Annotated in this window: 11 protein-coding genes and 1 other annotated feature; all 11 genes read left to right on the forward strand. The window is 48.5% G+C overall.

Annotated elements, in window-relative coordinates; translation table 11 throughout:
- Nucleotides 1–274 precede the first annotated feature (274 nt).
- The 11 genes from hemA (at nucleotide 275) to WFI24_RS29350 (ending at nucleotide 15,594) form a co-directional block, all read left to right on the forward strand.
- On the forward strand, nucleotides 275–1,660 hold the full coding sequence (gene hemA, locus WFI24_RS29300; protein ID WP_336765437.1) for a glutamyl-tRNA reductase: 1,386 nt from the start codon (nucleotides 275–277) through the stop codon (nucleotides 1,658–1,660).
- A 14-nt stretch (nucleotides 1,661–1,674) separates the two neighbouring features.
- A complete protein-coding gene (gene ccsA, locus WFI24_RS29305; RefSeq protein ID WP_440131304.1) occupies nucleotides 1,675–2,502 on the forward strand; it encodes a cytochrome c biogenesis protein CcsA in 828 nt (275 codons plus the stop codon).
- A gap of 5 nt (nucleotides 2,503–2,507) precedes the next feature.
- Nucleotides 2,508–3,158: a precorrin-2 dehydrogenase/sirohydrochlorin ferrochelatase family protein gene (locus tag WFI24_RS29310; protein ID WP_145325259.1), complete on the forward strand. Its 651-nt coding sequence runs from the start codon at nucleotides 2,508–2,510 to the stop codon at nucleotides 3,156–3,158.
- Nucleotides 3,159–3,160: 2 nt separating this feature from the next.
- A complete protein-coding gene (hemC, locus tag WFI24_RS29315; RefSeq protein ID WP_076216941.1) occupies nucleotides 3,161–4,117 on the forward strand; it encodes a hydroxymethylbilane synthase in 957 nt (318 codons plus the stop codon).
- Nucleotides 4,118–4,121: 4 nt separating this feature from the next.
- Nucleotides 4,122–5,684 carry a uroporphyrinogen-III C-methyltransferase gene (cobA, locus tag WFI24_RS29320; RefSeq protein WP_336765438.1) on the forward strand — a complete coding sequence of 521 codons (1,563 nt, stop codon included), beginning with the start codon at nucleotides 4,122–4,124 and terminating at the stop codon, nucleotides 5,682–5,684.
- A gap of 100 nt (nucleotides 5,685–5,784) precedes the next feature.
- The gene (gene hemB, locus WFI24_RS29325) at nucleotides 5,785–6,786 is read left to right on the forward strand and encodes a porphobilinogen synthase (RefSeq protein ID WP_336765439.1); all 1,002 of its coding nucleotides are present in this window, start codon (nucleotides 5,785–5,787) and stop codon (nucleotides 6,784–6,786) included.
- A gap of 26 nt (nucleotides 6,787–6,812) precedes the next feature.
- Complete coding sequence (gene hemL, locus WFI24_RS29330; RefSeq protein ID WP_336765440.1) at nucleotides 6,813–8,117, forward strand: glutamate-1-semialdehyde 2,1-aminomutase; 1,305 nt, start codon at nucleotides 6,813–6,815, stop codon at nucleotides 8,115–8,117.
- Nucleotides 8,114–9,022 carry an RluA family pseudouridine synthase gene (locus tag WFI24_RS29335; protein ID WP_336765441.1) on the forward strand — a complete coding sequence of 303 codons (909 nt, stop codon included), beginning with the start codon at nucleotides 8,114–8,116 and terminating at the stop codon, nucleotides 9,020–9,022. Before hemL ends, WFI24_RS29335 begins: the two co-directional genes overlap by 4 nt.
- Before the next feature lie 368 nt (nucleotides 9,023–9,390).
- Nucleotides 9,391–10,974 (forward strand): LysM peptidoglycan-binding domain-containing protein, encoded by a 1,584-nt coding sequence (locus WFI24_RS29340; protein ID WP_336765442.1) that lies wholly within the window; start codon nucleotides 9,391–9,393, stop codon nucleotides 10,972–10,974.
- Between the two features lie 156 nt (nucleotides 10,975–11,130).
- Nucleotides 11,131–11,412 (forward strand) — a binding site (T-box leader).
- Nucleotides 11,413–11,472: 60 nt separating this feature from the next.
- On the forward strand, nucleotides 11,473–14,139 hold the full coding sequence (locus tag WFI24_RS29345) for a valine--tRNA ligase (RefSeq protein ID WP_336765443.1): 2,667 nt from the start codon (nucleotides 11,473–11,475) through the stop codon (nucleotides 14,137–14,139).
- 78 nt (nucleotides 14,140–14,217) lie between these two features.
- Entirely contained in the window at nucleotides 14,218–15,594 is a 1,377-nt protein-coding gene (locus WFI24_RS29350; RefSeq protein ID WP_336765452.1) for a bifunctional folylpolyglutamate synthase/dihydrofolate synthase, read from the forward strand.
- The last annotated feature ends 51 nt before the right edge of the window (nucleotides 15,595–15,645 follow it).

A 15,645-nucleotide genomic window follows, 5' to 3' on the forward strand; every position in this document is an offset into this window, starting at 1 on the left:
GTCATGGAATAATTCCATGGCTATTTGTTTTAATATCCGGATCGTTATGAATATTCATGATCAGCACATTTTAACGCATAACGGTGAACTTTGGTGAGACACTACAATAAATGACAATGCATATGATGATGAACATGGTGATTTCATAAACATTTCATAAAAATGACCCGGTCACGGCTATGATGTGTGATATAATTAACCATGTCAATCATAAATGGATAGACATATGCAGTAAGCACTTTGATTGGAAATTTATTAGGCAGGTGAACTTGCAATGCACATCGTTGTCGTTGGTTTGAATTATCGCACGGCGCCTGTAGAGGTTAGGGAACGATTCACATTTGCAGAAAAGGACTTGTCTGAAGCGCTGCAGCAGCTCAAGCTGACCAAGAGTGTATTGGAAGGTGTAATCGTAGCCACATGTAACCGTACCGAGTTGTATGTTGTGGTGGACCGTCTTCACATGTGTGGTTATTTTATTCGAACATTCATGGAACAATGGTTCAATGTACCACGGGAAGAATTTACGCAACACTTATATATATATGAAGATGACCAAGCCATGCGCCATTTGTTCCGTGTCATCTGCGGACTAGACTCCATGGTTATTGGTGAGACTCAGATTCTTGGACAGGTGAAACAGGCTTTTCTGAAAGCTCAGGAAGAGAAATCAACAGGAACCTGGTTTAATAAGTTATTTAAACAGGCCGTTACGCTGGGCAAACGGGCACATTCGGAGACTTCCATTGGGGAGAGCGCCGTATCTGTCAGTTATGCTGCTGTTGAGCTCGGGAAGAGGATCTTTGGCATTTTCACAGACAAGAAGGTACTGATTCTGGGTGCCGGCAAGATGAGTGAACTGACCGTGAAACATCTCTATGCCAACGGAGCATCGGAAGTCATTGTGGCGAATCGTACGCTCGCAAGAGCCGAGGAACTGGCAGCCAAGTTCCGGGGAACCCCTTGTACGATGGAACAGGCAATCGCAAGGCTGAATGAAGTCGACATTGTGATTAGTTCCACTGGGGCCGAACGTTATGTTTTGGATGCTGGTGTAGTTCGGAAGAGCATGAAGCGTCGGCAATCTCGCCCACTGTTCCTGATTGATATTGCGGTTCCGCGTGATATTGATCCGGCCATTGGTGAATTATCCAACGTATTTCTCTATGATATTGATGATCTGGAAGGAATCGTGGAGAGTAACCTGGAGATGCGTAAGGTGGAAGCTGCCAAGATTGAAAGAATGATTGAGCTTGAGATGGAGGATTATTATCATTGGCTCAAAACATTGGGCGTTCGTCCTGTCATTCGCGCTTTGCAGGAAAAAGGTGTCTCCATTCATGAAGAAACGATGGATAGCCTGTTCAATAAACTGCCTGAGCTCGATGAACACCAACGTAAAGTCATTCGTCGTTTGACCAAGAGTATTGTGAATCAAATGACAACAGATCCGATTAACCGGATCAAAGAAATGGCAGGTACGAAGCAAGGTGATGAAGCTCTGCGTATGTTTACTCAGATTTTTGCTCTGGAAGATGCAGTGGACATGGCTGCTGAAAAAGTAAATCAGAGTGATGCCACGGCTCTGGGCAAACCAGCCGCTCACCTTAACGAAAACCGGCAAGACCCCGTGCCGGCTTATGCTCCGGCAGGCGTATAAGGCGGGTGGGCAGCTTGACCCTTGCTGAACAAGTCTATGAAGCTCTAATCTATATGTATGCCCTGAGCCTACTGTTCTATTTCTCGGACTGCATTCGACGCAATGCGGGGGCGAAGCGGACAGGCACAGGGTTTCTTGTTGTTGTTTGGGGGCTACAGGTAACGCATGTTATTTTGCGGATGTGGACCGAAGGACATTTCCCTATCTACACCACCTTTGACTTTTTGTTTATATTTTCATTCAGTATTGTGTTGATGTCGCTCGCCATGACACGAATCCAGCGTTCTGAATTTGTCATTCTGTTGCTGAATGTTGTTGGTTTTTCCGTTACCGTATTGAACCGACTCTGGTTCACGGCTGGTGAGATATCACTGCACAACTGGCAAACCGTTCATGGATTACTTATTATGCATATCACCTTGGCAAATCTCGGTTTTGCAGCGTTAACCGTTGGTACGGTATTTGCCTTGTTATATCTGTTCTTGCATTACAAGCTGAAGAAAAAAAAGTGGAATGATACGATGCGACGGCTGCCCAGCCTGGAAGTGATCGGGAAGTACATGGATGGTGCTACTTTGATCGGCACACCGCTCCTTGGTGTTTCTGTGATGCTTGCCGTATTATCCATTGTGGCGGAAACGCGCTGGAATCTGCTTTTGGATCTCAAAGTCATATCGACAGGTCTTGCCATAGCCATCTATGTCGGTTACTTCGTATCCAAGAGAAGGAAACAGTTTTCTACGATTATTATGGCAAGATGGACACTGATCGGATATGGATTTGTCATTATGAGTTTTTTATCCAATGCATATTCAGCGTTTCATCGTTGGACGGGAGAGTGAAGGGTATGGACCGCTACACGCCGATATTTGTGAATACTTCAGGCAAGAATTGCTGCGTGGTCGGTGGTGGACGCGTAGCCGAGCGTAAAATAAAGGGATTGCTGCATGCCGAGGCACAGATAACGGTCATTAGTCCGGAGCTTACTCCCGTGTTACAACAACTGCATCATGAATCCCGAATTCAATGGATAGCCCGGTCCTACCGCAATGGAGATTTGCGGGGGGCCTTTCTCGTATATGCAGCGACTGACCGTTCAGAGGTCAATTCAACGGTGGTTCAGGATGCGGAGACCGCGGGCATACTGGTGAATGACGCGATGTCTTCCGAGCACAGCAGCTTTATCACGCCAAGCGTGGTCAGGCGAGGGAGATTAAGCATTGCCATCTCGACAGCTGGAGCGGGTCCAGCAGCTGCAGCGGAGATTCGTGCCACACTTGAACGACAGTTTGGGGATGAGTATGAGACGTACCTTGAATTTTTGCATCAGATGAGAACTGAGGTGAAGTCACGTGTAACTTCTCCGAGTCTCAGAAGCACGTTGCTCCGGCAGTTAACTGAAATGCACATCTTAGAAGATATTCGTACAGGCCATTTCCGGTGGTGGACCGAAGAAGAAATCGGGGACTGGATATCCCGTAATCAGGAGGAAGTGTAGATATGCGTACAATTAAAGTGGGAAGTAGACAGAGCGCGCTTGCGCTAACCCAGACAGGCCATGTCATTCAGGATTTGCGCGATATTTGTGAGCGCGAAGGATTAGCTTTTGACTTTGAAGTACATAAGATTGTTACCAAAGGAGATCTCATTCTGGATGTAACGTTGTCAAAAGTGGGAGGCAAAGGATTGTTTGTCAAAGAGATTGAACAGGCGATGATTGATCGTACGATTGATATGGCTGTTCATAGTATGAAAGATATGCCTTCCGAGTTACCCGAAGGATTAACGAATGGGGCTATACCTCGTCGTGCAGATCCACGGGATGCGCTGATCTCCAATGGTGGACTTACTCTGGATCAACTGCCAGAAGGAGCTAGAGTCGGAACAAGCAGTCTGCGCCGGTCCAGTCAATTGAAGGCCTATCGTCCAGATTTGCAATTGGAATCGATTCGCGGCAATATTGATTCCCGTCTGCGGAAGCTGGAGACCGAAGGATTCGATGCGATTATTCTGGCAGCTGCAGGATTGTACCGTATGGGCTGGGAAGACCGGATCACAGAGTACCTGACGGAAACAGCATGCCTTCCGGCAGTGGGTCAAGGTGCGCTTGGTATCGAATGTCGTGAAGACGATGAGGAACTATTGCACTTGCTGCAGCTGTATAACGATCCAGAGACAGCTTTTCCTGTACAGGCGGAACGCCGTTTTCTCAGTGTATTGAATGGGGGCTGTCAGGTTCCGATCGGTGCTCATGCGGTATGGGTACCTCAGCAAGATGCAGATTCCCTGAATGGTGAAAACACGTTACAATTAACAGGTATGGTCGGCACGCCGGATGGTGGGCTGATTCTTAAAGAAGCTCTGATCGGCAAGGACCCGGTTCGTCTGGGTGAAGAAGTGGCTTGGAGATTGATTGAACGGGGAGCAGAGCAGATACTGGCAGAAGTTAGGGGATGAAGACATGGTGGGAAAGGTCTTTTTGGTAGGGGCAGGTCCTGGGGATGCGAAGCTGATTACGGTAAAAGGGTGGGAATCCATCGGTAAAGCCGATGCTGTAGTCTACGATCGTTTGGCAAGTCCGAGATTGTTGAAACAAATGAAACCCGGTGCGGTCAAGATTTACGTGGGCAAACGCCCGGATCGACATACGATGAAGCAGGAAGAGATCAATCAATTGTTGGTTGATCTGGCTCTGGAAGGTAAGGTTGTGGTTCGACTTAAGGGTGGCGACCCGACCATCTTTGGACGTGTAGGCGAAGAGGCGGATTTGCTGCACAAAAACGGAATTCCGTTTGAGATTGTACCTGGGGTAACCGCTGCAATAAGTGTACCTGCGTATGCCGGAATTCCTGTCACTCACCGTGACTATGCATCTTCCATCTCTATTATTACGGGGCATGAGAGTCCGGACAAGCTTGATCGCAGTATCCATTGGGATAAAGTGACGAATGCAACGGGCACACTTGTATTTATGATGGGGGTTGCCAAAATTGGATATATCAGCGAACAATTGATTCGTCATGGTCGTCCAGCGCAGACACCTGTGGCTCTGATTCGTTGGGGAACACGAGCGGAACAGGATACCATTACAGGTACCCTTGAAGATATAGAAGCGAAAGTGATCGCAGCCAATTTCCAACCGCCTGCAGTTATTGTGGTGGGGGATGTCGTCAATCAGCGGGAACAATTGAAATGGGCAGAAGCGCTGCCGCTGTTTGGCAAACGAATTCTGGTGACCCGTGCTCGCAGTCAGGCGAGTGAACTGGTGAATCGCATTGAGGAACTCGGCGGGGAACCGTATGAATTTCCGGTCATTGAGACGGTCATGCCGTCCAGTGAATCTGCCAAGCAAAGTGTCAAAGACGCCTTCAGTGCTTTAAATACTTTTGACTGGGTATTTTTCACAAGTGTGAACGGTGTTGAGTTTTTCTTCCGACATCTGGAACAGGAAGGCAAGGACATTCGCTCGATTCATCAAGCGAGAATTGCAGCCGTAGGACCTTCCACAGCAGACGCGTTGCGCAAACATGGCATCGTTGCTGAAGTTGTCAAAGGCCCTTTCCAGGCCGAAGGCATGCTTGAGACTTTTGAAAGTGAACTGAAGGAAGGTCAGAGAGTACTGCTTCCGCACGGTGATCTTGCACGTACGTGGTTGCGTGACCAGTTGAGAGAACGAGGACTTCATGTCACCGAAGCCATCATTTACGATACGATTCTCGCTGGTGAGGATGATGATGAACTGCTTAAGTTGCTTGAAGAAGGTGGCATTCATGCGGTGACCTTTACAAGCTCATCGACGGTTACCAACTTCATGAGTATGTTGAAACGTATGGGATTGCAAGATCCATTGCCTTTATTGAAAGATGTGGAGGTTGCATGTATCGGACCGGTTACAGCGAAGACGGCAGAGGCCGCTGGGCTAAAGGTTACACTGATGGCAGAAGAAGCAACGATGGATAGCTTGATCACAGTGCTCTGCGACTGGAAACGGACAAGCACCAAGGAAGGCGCTCTTCGAAATTAATACACATGTAATCATGTCAACATATGAAGCGTGCTGAATTCGATAGGATACCAGCGCGCTTCCCTTTTTGCTCTATTTCATTTTCAAGGAGGTTACACATATGAGTTTTCCAATTGTACGGCATCGCCGTTTACGCCAATCCACAGGTATTCGTAATATGGTCAGAGAGACCCATCTAACCGTGGATGACTTTATTCAACCAATCTATGTGACATATGGACATAATGTAAAATCCGAAATCAAATCCATGCCTGGCGTGTACCGCTTCTCGTTGGACCGTCTTCAAGAGGAAGTAACAGAAATAGCTGAGTTGGGGATTCCAGCCGTACTATTATTCGGTATCCCGGAGACCAAGGATAGTGTAGGTTCATCTGGTTTTGCTGAAGATGGTATTGTGCAGGAAGCGACGAGATTGATCAAATCGTGGTACCCAGAACTGCTGGTTGTTGCTGACACTTGTCTGTGTGAATTCACGGATCACGGTCACTGCGGTATGGTTCACACCGTGGAGATTGACGGACATATCTGCGGAGATGTATTAAATGATGAATCACTGGATCTACTCGTGCAAACGGCAGTGTCCCAAGCGAAAGCAGGGGCGGACATTATTGCACCATCCAACATGATGGATGGATTTGTACAAGCGATCCGCGCGGGGCTGGATGAGAATGGCTTCAGTCACATTCCGATCATGTCCTACTCTGTAAAATACGCGTCGGCATTCTATGGTCCATTCCGTGAAGCTGCGGATTCCACACCACAATTCGGAGACCGCAAGTCGTATCAGATGGACCCGGCGAACGCGCGTGAAGCCTTGCGTGAAGCAGAGACGGATGTGCTCGAAGGAGCGGATATGCTAATGGTTAAACCTTCCCTGTCCTATCTTGATGTCATGCGTACGATTAAGGATCAATTTGATCTTCCGCTTGTGGCCTATAATGTAAGTGGCGAGTATGCCATGGTGAAGGCAGCGGCGATGCAAGGCTGGATTGATGAGAAAAAAGTCGCCATGGAAATCCTGCTCAGCATGAAACGCGCAGGCGCAGATATGATTATTACCTATTACGGAAAAGACGCTTCACGCTGGCTGGCTGAGAAATAAAATAAATGACATTAAGGAGGATATTCATGACTGCACAACAAAGCAATCGTCGCAATGATGAGCGCTCACGTAGCGCATTTGAAGAAGCTAAGCAGTACATACCTGGGGGTGTGAACAGCCCTGTACGTGCATTCAAATCGGTGGGGCTTACCCCGATCTATGCAGAGCGTGGAGAAGGGTCCAAAATCTACGATATTGATGGCAATGTTTTTATTGACTATGTGGGATCGTGGGGACCACTCATCATGGGACATGCTCATCCTGCCGTAGTAGAAGCTTTGCGTGAGACAGCTTTGAAAGGAACAAGCTTTGGTGCACCGACTTTGCTGGAGACCGAGATGGCGAAACTGGTATGTGAGCGTGTACCTTCCATCGATATCGTTCGGATGGTAAACTCCGGTACGGAAGCAACGATGAGTGCCATTCGACTGGCACGCGGGGTAACTGGACGCAGTAAAATTCTGAAGTTTGAAGGATCATATCATGGACATGCTGACAGCTTGCTGATTAAGGCTGGATCGGGTGTTGCAACGCTGGGTCTGCCAGATAGTCCGGGCGTACCTGAAGGGGTAGCTGTAAATACAATTACGGTGCCTTATAACGATCTGGAGTCCGTGACGCTTGCTTTTGAACGTTATGGGGAAGAACTGGCTGCTGTGATTGTGGAACCTGTGGCGGGTAATATGGGTGTTGTACCTCCGGCTACCGGTTTCCTTGAAGGCTTGCGCAGTTTGACGACGCAGTATGGCAGCTTGCTCATTTTTGACGAAGTCATGACCGGTTTCCGCGTAGGGTTGAACTGTGCCCAGGGACGCTTTGGGGTTACACCTGACCTGACTTGTCTGGGTAAAGTAATCGGTGGCGGACTTCCGGTTGGCGCTTATGGTGGTCGTCGAGATCTGATGGAACAGATTGCGCCTACAGGGCCAATCTATCAGGCAGGTACACTGAGCGGGAATCCGCTGGCTATGGCAGCAGGATATACCACACTGAAACTGTTGACACCGGAGGTTTATGACCGCCTGGAGACACTGTCCGCACGCCTGCAAGCTGGATTTGAAAAAAATGCAGCGGAGACGGGTGTTGCAATAACCATTAACCGTGTTGGCTCGATGGTATGTCCGTTCTTCAGTGCCGTTCCGGTAACCAACTATGATATTGCCAAAGAAAGTAATCTGGATCAATTCCGTCGTTATTTTGCGGCCATGATAGATCAAGGTGTGAGTGTTGCACCTTCGCAATACGAAGGCATGTTTGTCTCTGGTGTGCACACGGAGCAGGATATTGATGATACGATCGAGGCGAATCGTAAGGCTCTTCAATCGCTATGACCATCAAAAGTTGGAAACGCCGCGGGGAATGGCTTGAGCTGATGCCAGGGAAAGCCGTAACAGGCAGTTCGGACAAACCGATGGCTGCAGAGCAATGGCTATTGTCTGAGCTTCAGTTTCCGGAGAAACTGCTCCGTCAGCTGAAAGCAAACCGAGGAATACAACTTGCAGGGGACCGGCTTCGGCTGGCCCTTTTTGCGTCCCAGCCGATTGATGTCGAGCCGCGCTGGGCTGAGGTGGATGTATTGTATGAGGATGATTTCTGTCTGGTTGTGCACAAACCGGCAGGCATGAAGCTGCATCCGGATGGAAGCCGTGCTGATCAGGCCATTACGCTGGATCATGCGGTTGCTTCCTATTATGAAATGAATGGAATTCAGGCGAGTGTACGCCATGTTCATCGACTGGATGAGGATACAACCGGACCGGTCTTATATGCCAAAAATGCTTTTGCTCTCGCCAAACTGGATGAAGCGATGCGGCGCAAAGAGATTGGCCGCCATTATGTAGCCATTGCAGGTGGACAATTACCCCCTGAACTCCACAAAATTGATGCTCCGATTGGCAAGGACAGACATCACAAGCAGCGCAGACGTGTCTCGGAAGGTGGACAGGAAGCCGTTACCCATGTGGAGATCGTCGAAGTATGGGAACGAGCAACCCTTGTTCGATTAAAGCTGGATACAGGACGCACACACCAAATTCGTGTACACCTGAGTTATGCTGGACACCCGCTTATTGGTGATGCGTTGTATGGAGGTAGAGCGGATGCCATTGGACGGCAAGCACTTCACGGAGAAATGCTGAAGTTTAGTCATCCTTTAACCGGAGCGATGATTGAAGTGAACGACCCATGGCCGTCCGATTTCACACAATTGGCAGAGCGTGAGCGTCAAAATTATTAATACACTATATAAGTTCGACTAACTATTTACACGAAAACAGAGAGGACAGAAACAACCAGAAGAAGCAAAGCGTTCGCCTAAAAGCTTTCTGAAAGAAAGCTGCTTCGGAAGCATAAGCTATCCCCGCATTTTCCCTTTGAAGAAGGGAATCAAAAAAAATCTGGGGATAACAGTGATCGGAAGGTTATTCTGTCATCGAAGTGGCTAGGTGCAACATTCTCTATTTCGCTTAATATAACAAGGTTTTTCAAAAGGTGGCATGCTCCCCTCATTCAAGGCATATAGATGGGGTAACGAAGGATTTGGACCATGGATCAGTCCCATGAGAAGGATCATGGTGAACATATGCCGAAAGGAGGACGCCACCTTTGTTGAATCAACCTTATGGTTTGCGGTTCGATATTTATGAGCGCGTTCATTTGTCTGAGGGAGTCCCTGCGATTGAGGAATTGGAGGAGATTGAACTATACCCGCGCATTCAAGTCATAGGGCAGGATGATCATGCCACCTTAAGAGGGCATCTTTTACTTACAGGTGCGTACAGAGGAGAAAATGAGGCTTCAGAGGAGCTCAAACATTTCATTCCCGTGGAGATCACAGTGCCGCTGAACCGGGTCAGATCAATTGAGGATATTTCCATCGAGATCGAAAATTTTGACGTGGATCTGTTATCCAATCGCAGTCTGAACATTACAGGCGTATTGTCGCTGCGAGGCATCGAAGGTTTTCCTGTTGAAGAGCCACAAGTGTGGTCAGCAGATGAGTTCACTGTTGTTCACTCACCCGACTCTCAGCAACTCAACCGTTCCGATGAAGCAGAACAGTCAGGCAGCGATCCTAATGCATTTGCACAAGAGTATCTGCTCCAGCGGAGTGAGGAAGAGAGACTTGCGAATGCAGCAGAACTTGCATATGGTGCCCCGGAATTTGCTGATCTGTCCACAAGAGAAGAGACCTTAAGAAATAGCGAAGAATGGCAGCAGGAATATGTGCCTTCGTCTTCGACCGAGTCAATTCAGTCGGAAGAGCAGAGTGCAGAGGATGCTAATGATCCCAGACAACCTGATGCAAACGAAGATCTCGCATCTCTGACAACGGATGGAGATGAACTGGCATCCCATGAGCAATACAGTGAACCTACTCCCATCTCGTCATTTATGGCTGAGACCGCTGATCGGCTAGCTTCTTATCCGGAATCAGAACCGTTGTTGCCTCTCGAGGAAGAGTCTTCTGTGTGGTCCGAGCCTTCCGTGGATGCATTGCCTGCGAACCCGAGAAGTTCAGATCAAGAAACCTCTGAGCTGGCTGCACAATCAACTGATGAGTTGGTACCACCGAGTGTACCGGATGCACCGGACGTATGGCACTTCGAATCAGCAAGATCTGTACCCCAGCAGGAGAACCCGGCCGTTGCCGATGTTCCGGTGGAATCACAGGCTGAGAACTGGCAGGGTGTATTTGCTTCGTCCGAACCAGACAATGCAGAGGAAGACCGACCGTCCTTTGAAGCGAATGGGGTAGACGAGTTTGTGCAGAACGAAGCATTTGTTCCTGAACCTGTGGGTGAGACGGAAGACAAGCCGGAGCTGAAGGTTGCTTTTGGGAGCAAGAAACAATCCGCACCAAGGCAAGAGGAGGGTGTAGGTATCTCTTCCTTGTTATCCTCTGGCAGAGCAACGCGCGATGCCGAAGTGGAGCGAGGCGAGGAGATCCCTGCTGGTGTAGCACAGGAAGAAACGTATCCAGCGGATGATGTGGAGTGGAAGAATCTGTTCCTGGGGACGATCGTGGATCAGACCCCATTCCGCAAGGTGAAACTGTGTATCGTTCAGCGAGAAGATACACTTGATGCCATTGCAGATCGATACCAATTGAGCACGAGGGAACTTCAGTTGTATAACCGATTATCTGAACAGGTTGTGGAAGAAGGTCAGATATTGTACATTCCTTAATCCGTAGTTAAAAGCCTTCGTTAGGACCCGTGATCCCCTTGAGGATTGCGGGTTTTTGCATGATTCGTCCTAAACCTGCATTCCAGCGCTCTTTTTCCGCTGTTGTCAGGTTGACTATCGCGCAAGAGCAAGGTATGATGTGTGTAGGTTTTTTGAAGAACAACGTGGAACGGGAGTAGTAGACAGTATGACCTATCAGAGAGTGGAATTGTAGCGCTGTGAGATTCCGCAGGAACCAACTGATCGAAGTCGCCCGGGAGTTGCCTGTTTGAATACAAGGGATGAATGAGATTTATCGTCATTTATTTCTGAGGTAGGATGGGCCGGTCGCAGCCGTTATCTGCTTGAAGTGTCACGTCATGTACAGAGGGTGAAGTCTATCTCGCTGTCTGCGTGAAACAAAGGTGGTACCGCGAAAGCTAACCTTTCGTCCTTTGATGGATGAAAGGTTTTTTTTGTTTTTTTTGGCGAAGATGATAAGTAACGGAGGAATGACACATGTCTGAGGAAAAAAAATCAGCTGCAACAGAAATGCCGACCACTTACGATCCAAAGGCGGCAGAGGATAAATGGTACTCCACCTGGATGGAACGTGGATATTTCAAAGCCGGTCAACGTAAAGATGCCGAGCCCTACACGATTGTTATCCCACCCCCGAATGTGACCGGGATGCTGCACATCGGGCATGCGCTCGATTTTACACTGCAGGATATACTGATCCGTACGAAACGGATGCAGGGCTATGATGCACTGTGGCTTCCGGGTTCCGACCATGCAGGCATTGCTACCCAGACCAAAGTGGAGCAGAAACTGCGTGAAGAAGGTCTGACACGTTATGATCTGGGACGCGAGAAGTTTCTGGAGAAAGTATGGGACTGGAAAGATCAATATGCCACTACCATTCGTCAGCAATGGGGCAAAATGGGCTTGTCGCTTGACTACTCACGTGAACGTTTTACGCTGGATGAAGGTCTGTCCCAAGCGGTTCGCAAAGTATTTGTTCAATTGTATGAAAAAGGCCTTATTTACCGAGGCAAACGGATTATTAACTGGGACCCGGTGAACCGGACAGCTCTGTCCGACATTGAGGTTGAATATAAAGAGGTTCAAGGTCACTTGTACCATCTGCGTTACCCGCTCAAAGACGGAAGTGGCTACGTTACCGTGGCAACAACGCGTCCTGAAACGATGCTGGGCGATACAGCGGTTGCTGTTCATCCGAAGGATGAGCGCTATGCAGATATGATTGGTAAAGTACTTGTACTGCCTATCATTGGACGCGAAATTCCAATTATCGCTGATGATTATGTGGATAAAGAGTTCGGAAGTGGTGCAGTTAAAATCACGCCTGCGCATGATCCGAATGACTTTGAAGTAGGTCTTCGTCATGATCTGCCTCAAATTACGGTAATGGATGAGAGCGGCACAATGAATGCAGAGGCAGGCAAGTATCAGGGACTGGATCGCAGTGACTGCCGCAAGCAGATTGTTGCTGACTTGCAAGAGCAAGGCGTATTGATCAATATCGAAGATCACACGCACCAGGTTGGACACAGTGAGCGTACTGGAGCTGTTGTTGAGCCTTATCTGTCTACACAGTGGTTCGTTGAGATGAAGCCACTTGCAGAGAGAGCGATTAAGAAACAACAGAGCGGCGAAGGAGTTAATTTTGTTCCGGATCGTTTTGAGAAAACCTATCTGAACTGGATCGAGAACGTTCGTGACTGGTGTATTTCACGTCAACTGTGGTGGGGACATCGTATTCCTGCCTGGTATGATGAGGAAACGGGTGAAATCATCGTATCTGCTGAAGATCCGACGACGCTGCCAGAGAATGCTGGACGCAAGCTCAGACAGGATGAAGACGTTCTGGATACATGGTTTAGCTCCGGATTATGGCCTTTCTCCACATTGGGCTGGCCGGAAGATACGGAAGATCTGCAACGTTATTATCCGACAAGTGTACTTGTGACAGGGTATGACATCATATATTTCTGGGTTGCACGTATGATTTTCACTGCATTGGAATTCACCGATGAGATTCCGTTCAAGGATGTGCTGATGCATGGTCTTGTTCGTGACGCAGATGGACGCAAAATGTCCAAATCATTGGGCAACGGTGTAGACCCGCTCGATGTGATTGAGAAATACGGCGCAGATGCGATGCGTTACATGATCTCAACCAGCAGCACGCCAGGTCAGGATCTGCGTTTCCGTTGGGAACGGGTGGAGCAGGCGCGTAACTTTGCCAACAAGATCTGGAATGCTTCGCGCTTTGCATTGATGAATCTGGAAGGATTCACTTATGAGGAACGTGACATTAGCGGAGAGCTTGGCACAGCGGATTATTGGATTTTACACCGTCTGAACGAAACTTCTCGTGATATTACGCGTCTAATCGAAGCGTATGAATTTGGGGAAACAGGCCGTGTGCTGTATAACTTTATCTGGGATGACCTGTGTGACTGGTACATTGAGTTTGCGAAACTGTCCTTCTACGGAGAAGATCCGATTGCCAAGAAGAAAACACAATCCGTGTTGGCTTATGTACTGGATCAGACGATGCGCCTGATTCATCCGTTTATGCCATATATCTCTGAAGAGATTTGGCAGCATCTGCCTCATGAGGGAGAGACCATTACGCTGGCTTCCTGGCCGGTATATGATCCTGCACTTGAGAATCCAGAGGCTGTTGCCGAGATGAACCTGCTCATGGATACCATTCGTGCAGTTCGGAACATTCGTGCAGAAGTGAACGTGCCGATGAGCAAAAAGATCGAGTTGATGGTCAAAGCTAACAGTGCTGAGACGTCCAGTATCATTGCGCGTAACAGTCACTACATCAAACGTTTCTGTAATACGTCCGAGTTCGATAGTGGGCTGGAGCTAAGCTCACCGGATAAGGCGATGACTGCGATCATCACGGGTGCAGAGCTCTACTTGCCACTGGCAGGTCTTATTGACATCGAGCAGGAAGTGGCTCGCCTGGAGAAAGAGTTGCAGAACCTTGAGGGTGAAGTACTCCGTGTGGAGAAAAAGCTGGCGAATGAAGGCTTTGTAGCCAAAGCTCCTGCCAAGGTTATTGAGGAAGAGCGCGCCAAGCAAGCAGATTATTCCGATAAACGGGATAAAGTGATTGCACGAATCAAGGAACTGAAAGGTTAATATATCTGGGTCGGATGGAGAGCCATTATGCCATCCGGCCGCTTTTTTCAATCAAACTCGGGACCGAAGGTGAATCAGATGACGCAATTAGACGGGACAGATGCAGCAGCTCCTTTACTTACGTATAACGAGGCCGTGGACTGGATCAATGGCCTTATTCCTTTTGGCATTCGACCTGGATTGGAACGAATCGAGAGTCTGATGTCCATGTTGGGCAATCCACACCAACGTCTCAAATTTATTCACGTCGCGGGAACGAACGGCAAAGGTTCGACTTGCGCTTTTTTGACGTCAGTGCTTCTTCAGGCTGGATATGATGTGGGCACCTTTACGTCCCCTTATATCACCAAGTTTACAAACCGTTTTCAATACAACGGTGAGGATATTCCCGAAGAAATCCTGCTTAAGCTCTCGAATCGGTTGCGCCCGCTGGTCATGGAAATGGCATCGACCCCACTTGGATCACCAACGATGTTTGAGGTGTCCACGGCTCTCGCGCTTCTGTATTATGCAGAAGAGTGCTACCCTGACGTTGTGGTATGGGAGACGGGGCTAGGGGGAAGGATGGACGTAACGAATATTGTTGCACCTGTTGTGTCCGTCATCACCAACATTGGTATGGATCACACGGATGTGCTTGGAGACACGATTGAGCAGATTGCCTGGGAAAAGGCAGGCATTATCAAGCCGGGAGTACCCGTTGTGACCTGCGCGACTCAACCCGAAGCTGTGAAGGTAATTCAGGAGAAAGCACAGCAGTCTCAATCAACCTTGTATTTGGCTGGAGATCAATTCTCTTATCATAGACTGGATAGCAATGAGAGCGGACAATCTTTTCATTTTACAGGCCCGTTTCGCGACCTGGACGTTCGCATAAGCATGCAGGGTTCACATCAATGTGACAATGCTGCGGCCGCACTAATGGTGCTTGAATTGCTCAGACAATACATGGCATTTATGCTGGATGACAACGATATTGCACTTGGACTGAAGAATGCCTTCTGGGCAGGGAGATTCGAAAAAGTCGTCGATGAACCCCGAATTGTGCTTGATGGAGCACATAATCCTGAGGGGGCAGAGTCACTGGCCAAGAGTATTATGGATGTATATCCTCACAATAAGTTAATTTTGATGATGGGTATGTTGGCGAATAAGCATCACGAAGCGTATTTGCAGCATATACTGCCACTAGTGGATACGCTGATCCTGACCGAGCCAGATTTCCGACGCAAAATGGATGCAGCCGAATTGCTGCAGATTGTCGAACGGGTACGTCCCGCCATTGCGAAGCAGGAACTGGAAATCATCGTCGAGCCCGAATGGGCAAAGGCACTTGATCTATTGAAGTCACGGACGGAAGCGGAAGATCTGGGGGTGGTCTCCGGCACACTGTACCTGATTGCGGATGTGCGGGCAGCCCTTTTGCATCAAACCGATTCTGAAAAAGGTTGGTGAAAGTTTTGTTAAATACATCGGAACACGTTCATTTTATAGGGATTGGCGGAT

It is taken from the genome of Paenibacillus sp. USHLN196, assembly GCF_037144955.1.
GTDB lineage: Bacteria > Bacillota > Bacilli > Paenibacillales > Paenibacillaceae > Paenibacillus > Paenibacillus xylanexedens_C.

Excerpts from the sequence above, each read along its gene's own strand:
- WFI24_RS29310 (WP_145325259.1), top strand. The coding sequence starts at position 2,508 with ATGGACCGCTACACGCCGATATTTGTGAATACTTCAGGCAAGAATTGC.
- hemC (WP_076216941.1), top strand. The coding sequence starts at position 3,161 with ATGCGTACAATTAAAGTGGGAAGTAGACAGAGCGCGCTTGCGCTAACC.
- WFI24_RS29350 (WP_336765452.1), top strand. The coding sequence starts at position 14,218 with ATGACGCAATTAGACGGGACAGATGCAGCAGCTCCTTTACTTACGTAT.
- cobA (WP_336765438.1), top strand. The coding sequence starts at position 4,122 with ATGGTGGGAAAGGTCTTTTTGGTAGGGGCAGGTCCTGGGGATGCGAAG.
- hemB (WP_336765439.1), top strand. The coding sequence starts at position 5,785 with ATGAGTTTTCCAATTGTACGGCATCGCCGTTTACGCCAATCCACAGGT.
- WFI24_RS29345 (WP_336765443.1), top strand. The coding sequence starts at position 11,473 with ATGTCTGAGGAAAAAAAATCAGCTGCAACAGAAATGCCGACCACTTAC.
- hemL (WP_336765440.1), top strand. The coding sequence starts at position 6,813 with ATGACTGCACAACAAAGCAATCGTCGCAATGATGAGCGCTCACGTAGC.
- WFI24_RS29335 (WP_336765441.1), top strand. The coding sequence starts at position 8,114 with ATGACCATCAAAAGTTGGAAACGCCGCGGGGAATGGCTTGAGCTGATG.
- hemA (WP_336765437.1), top strand. The coding sequence starts at position 275 with ATGCACATCGTTGTCGTTGGTTTGAATTATCGCACGGCGCCTGTAGAG.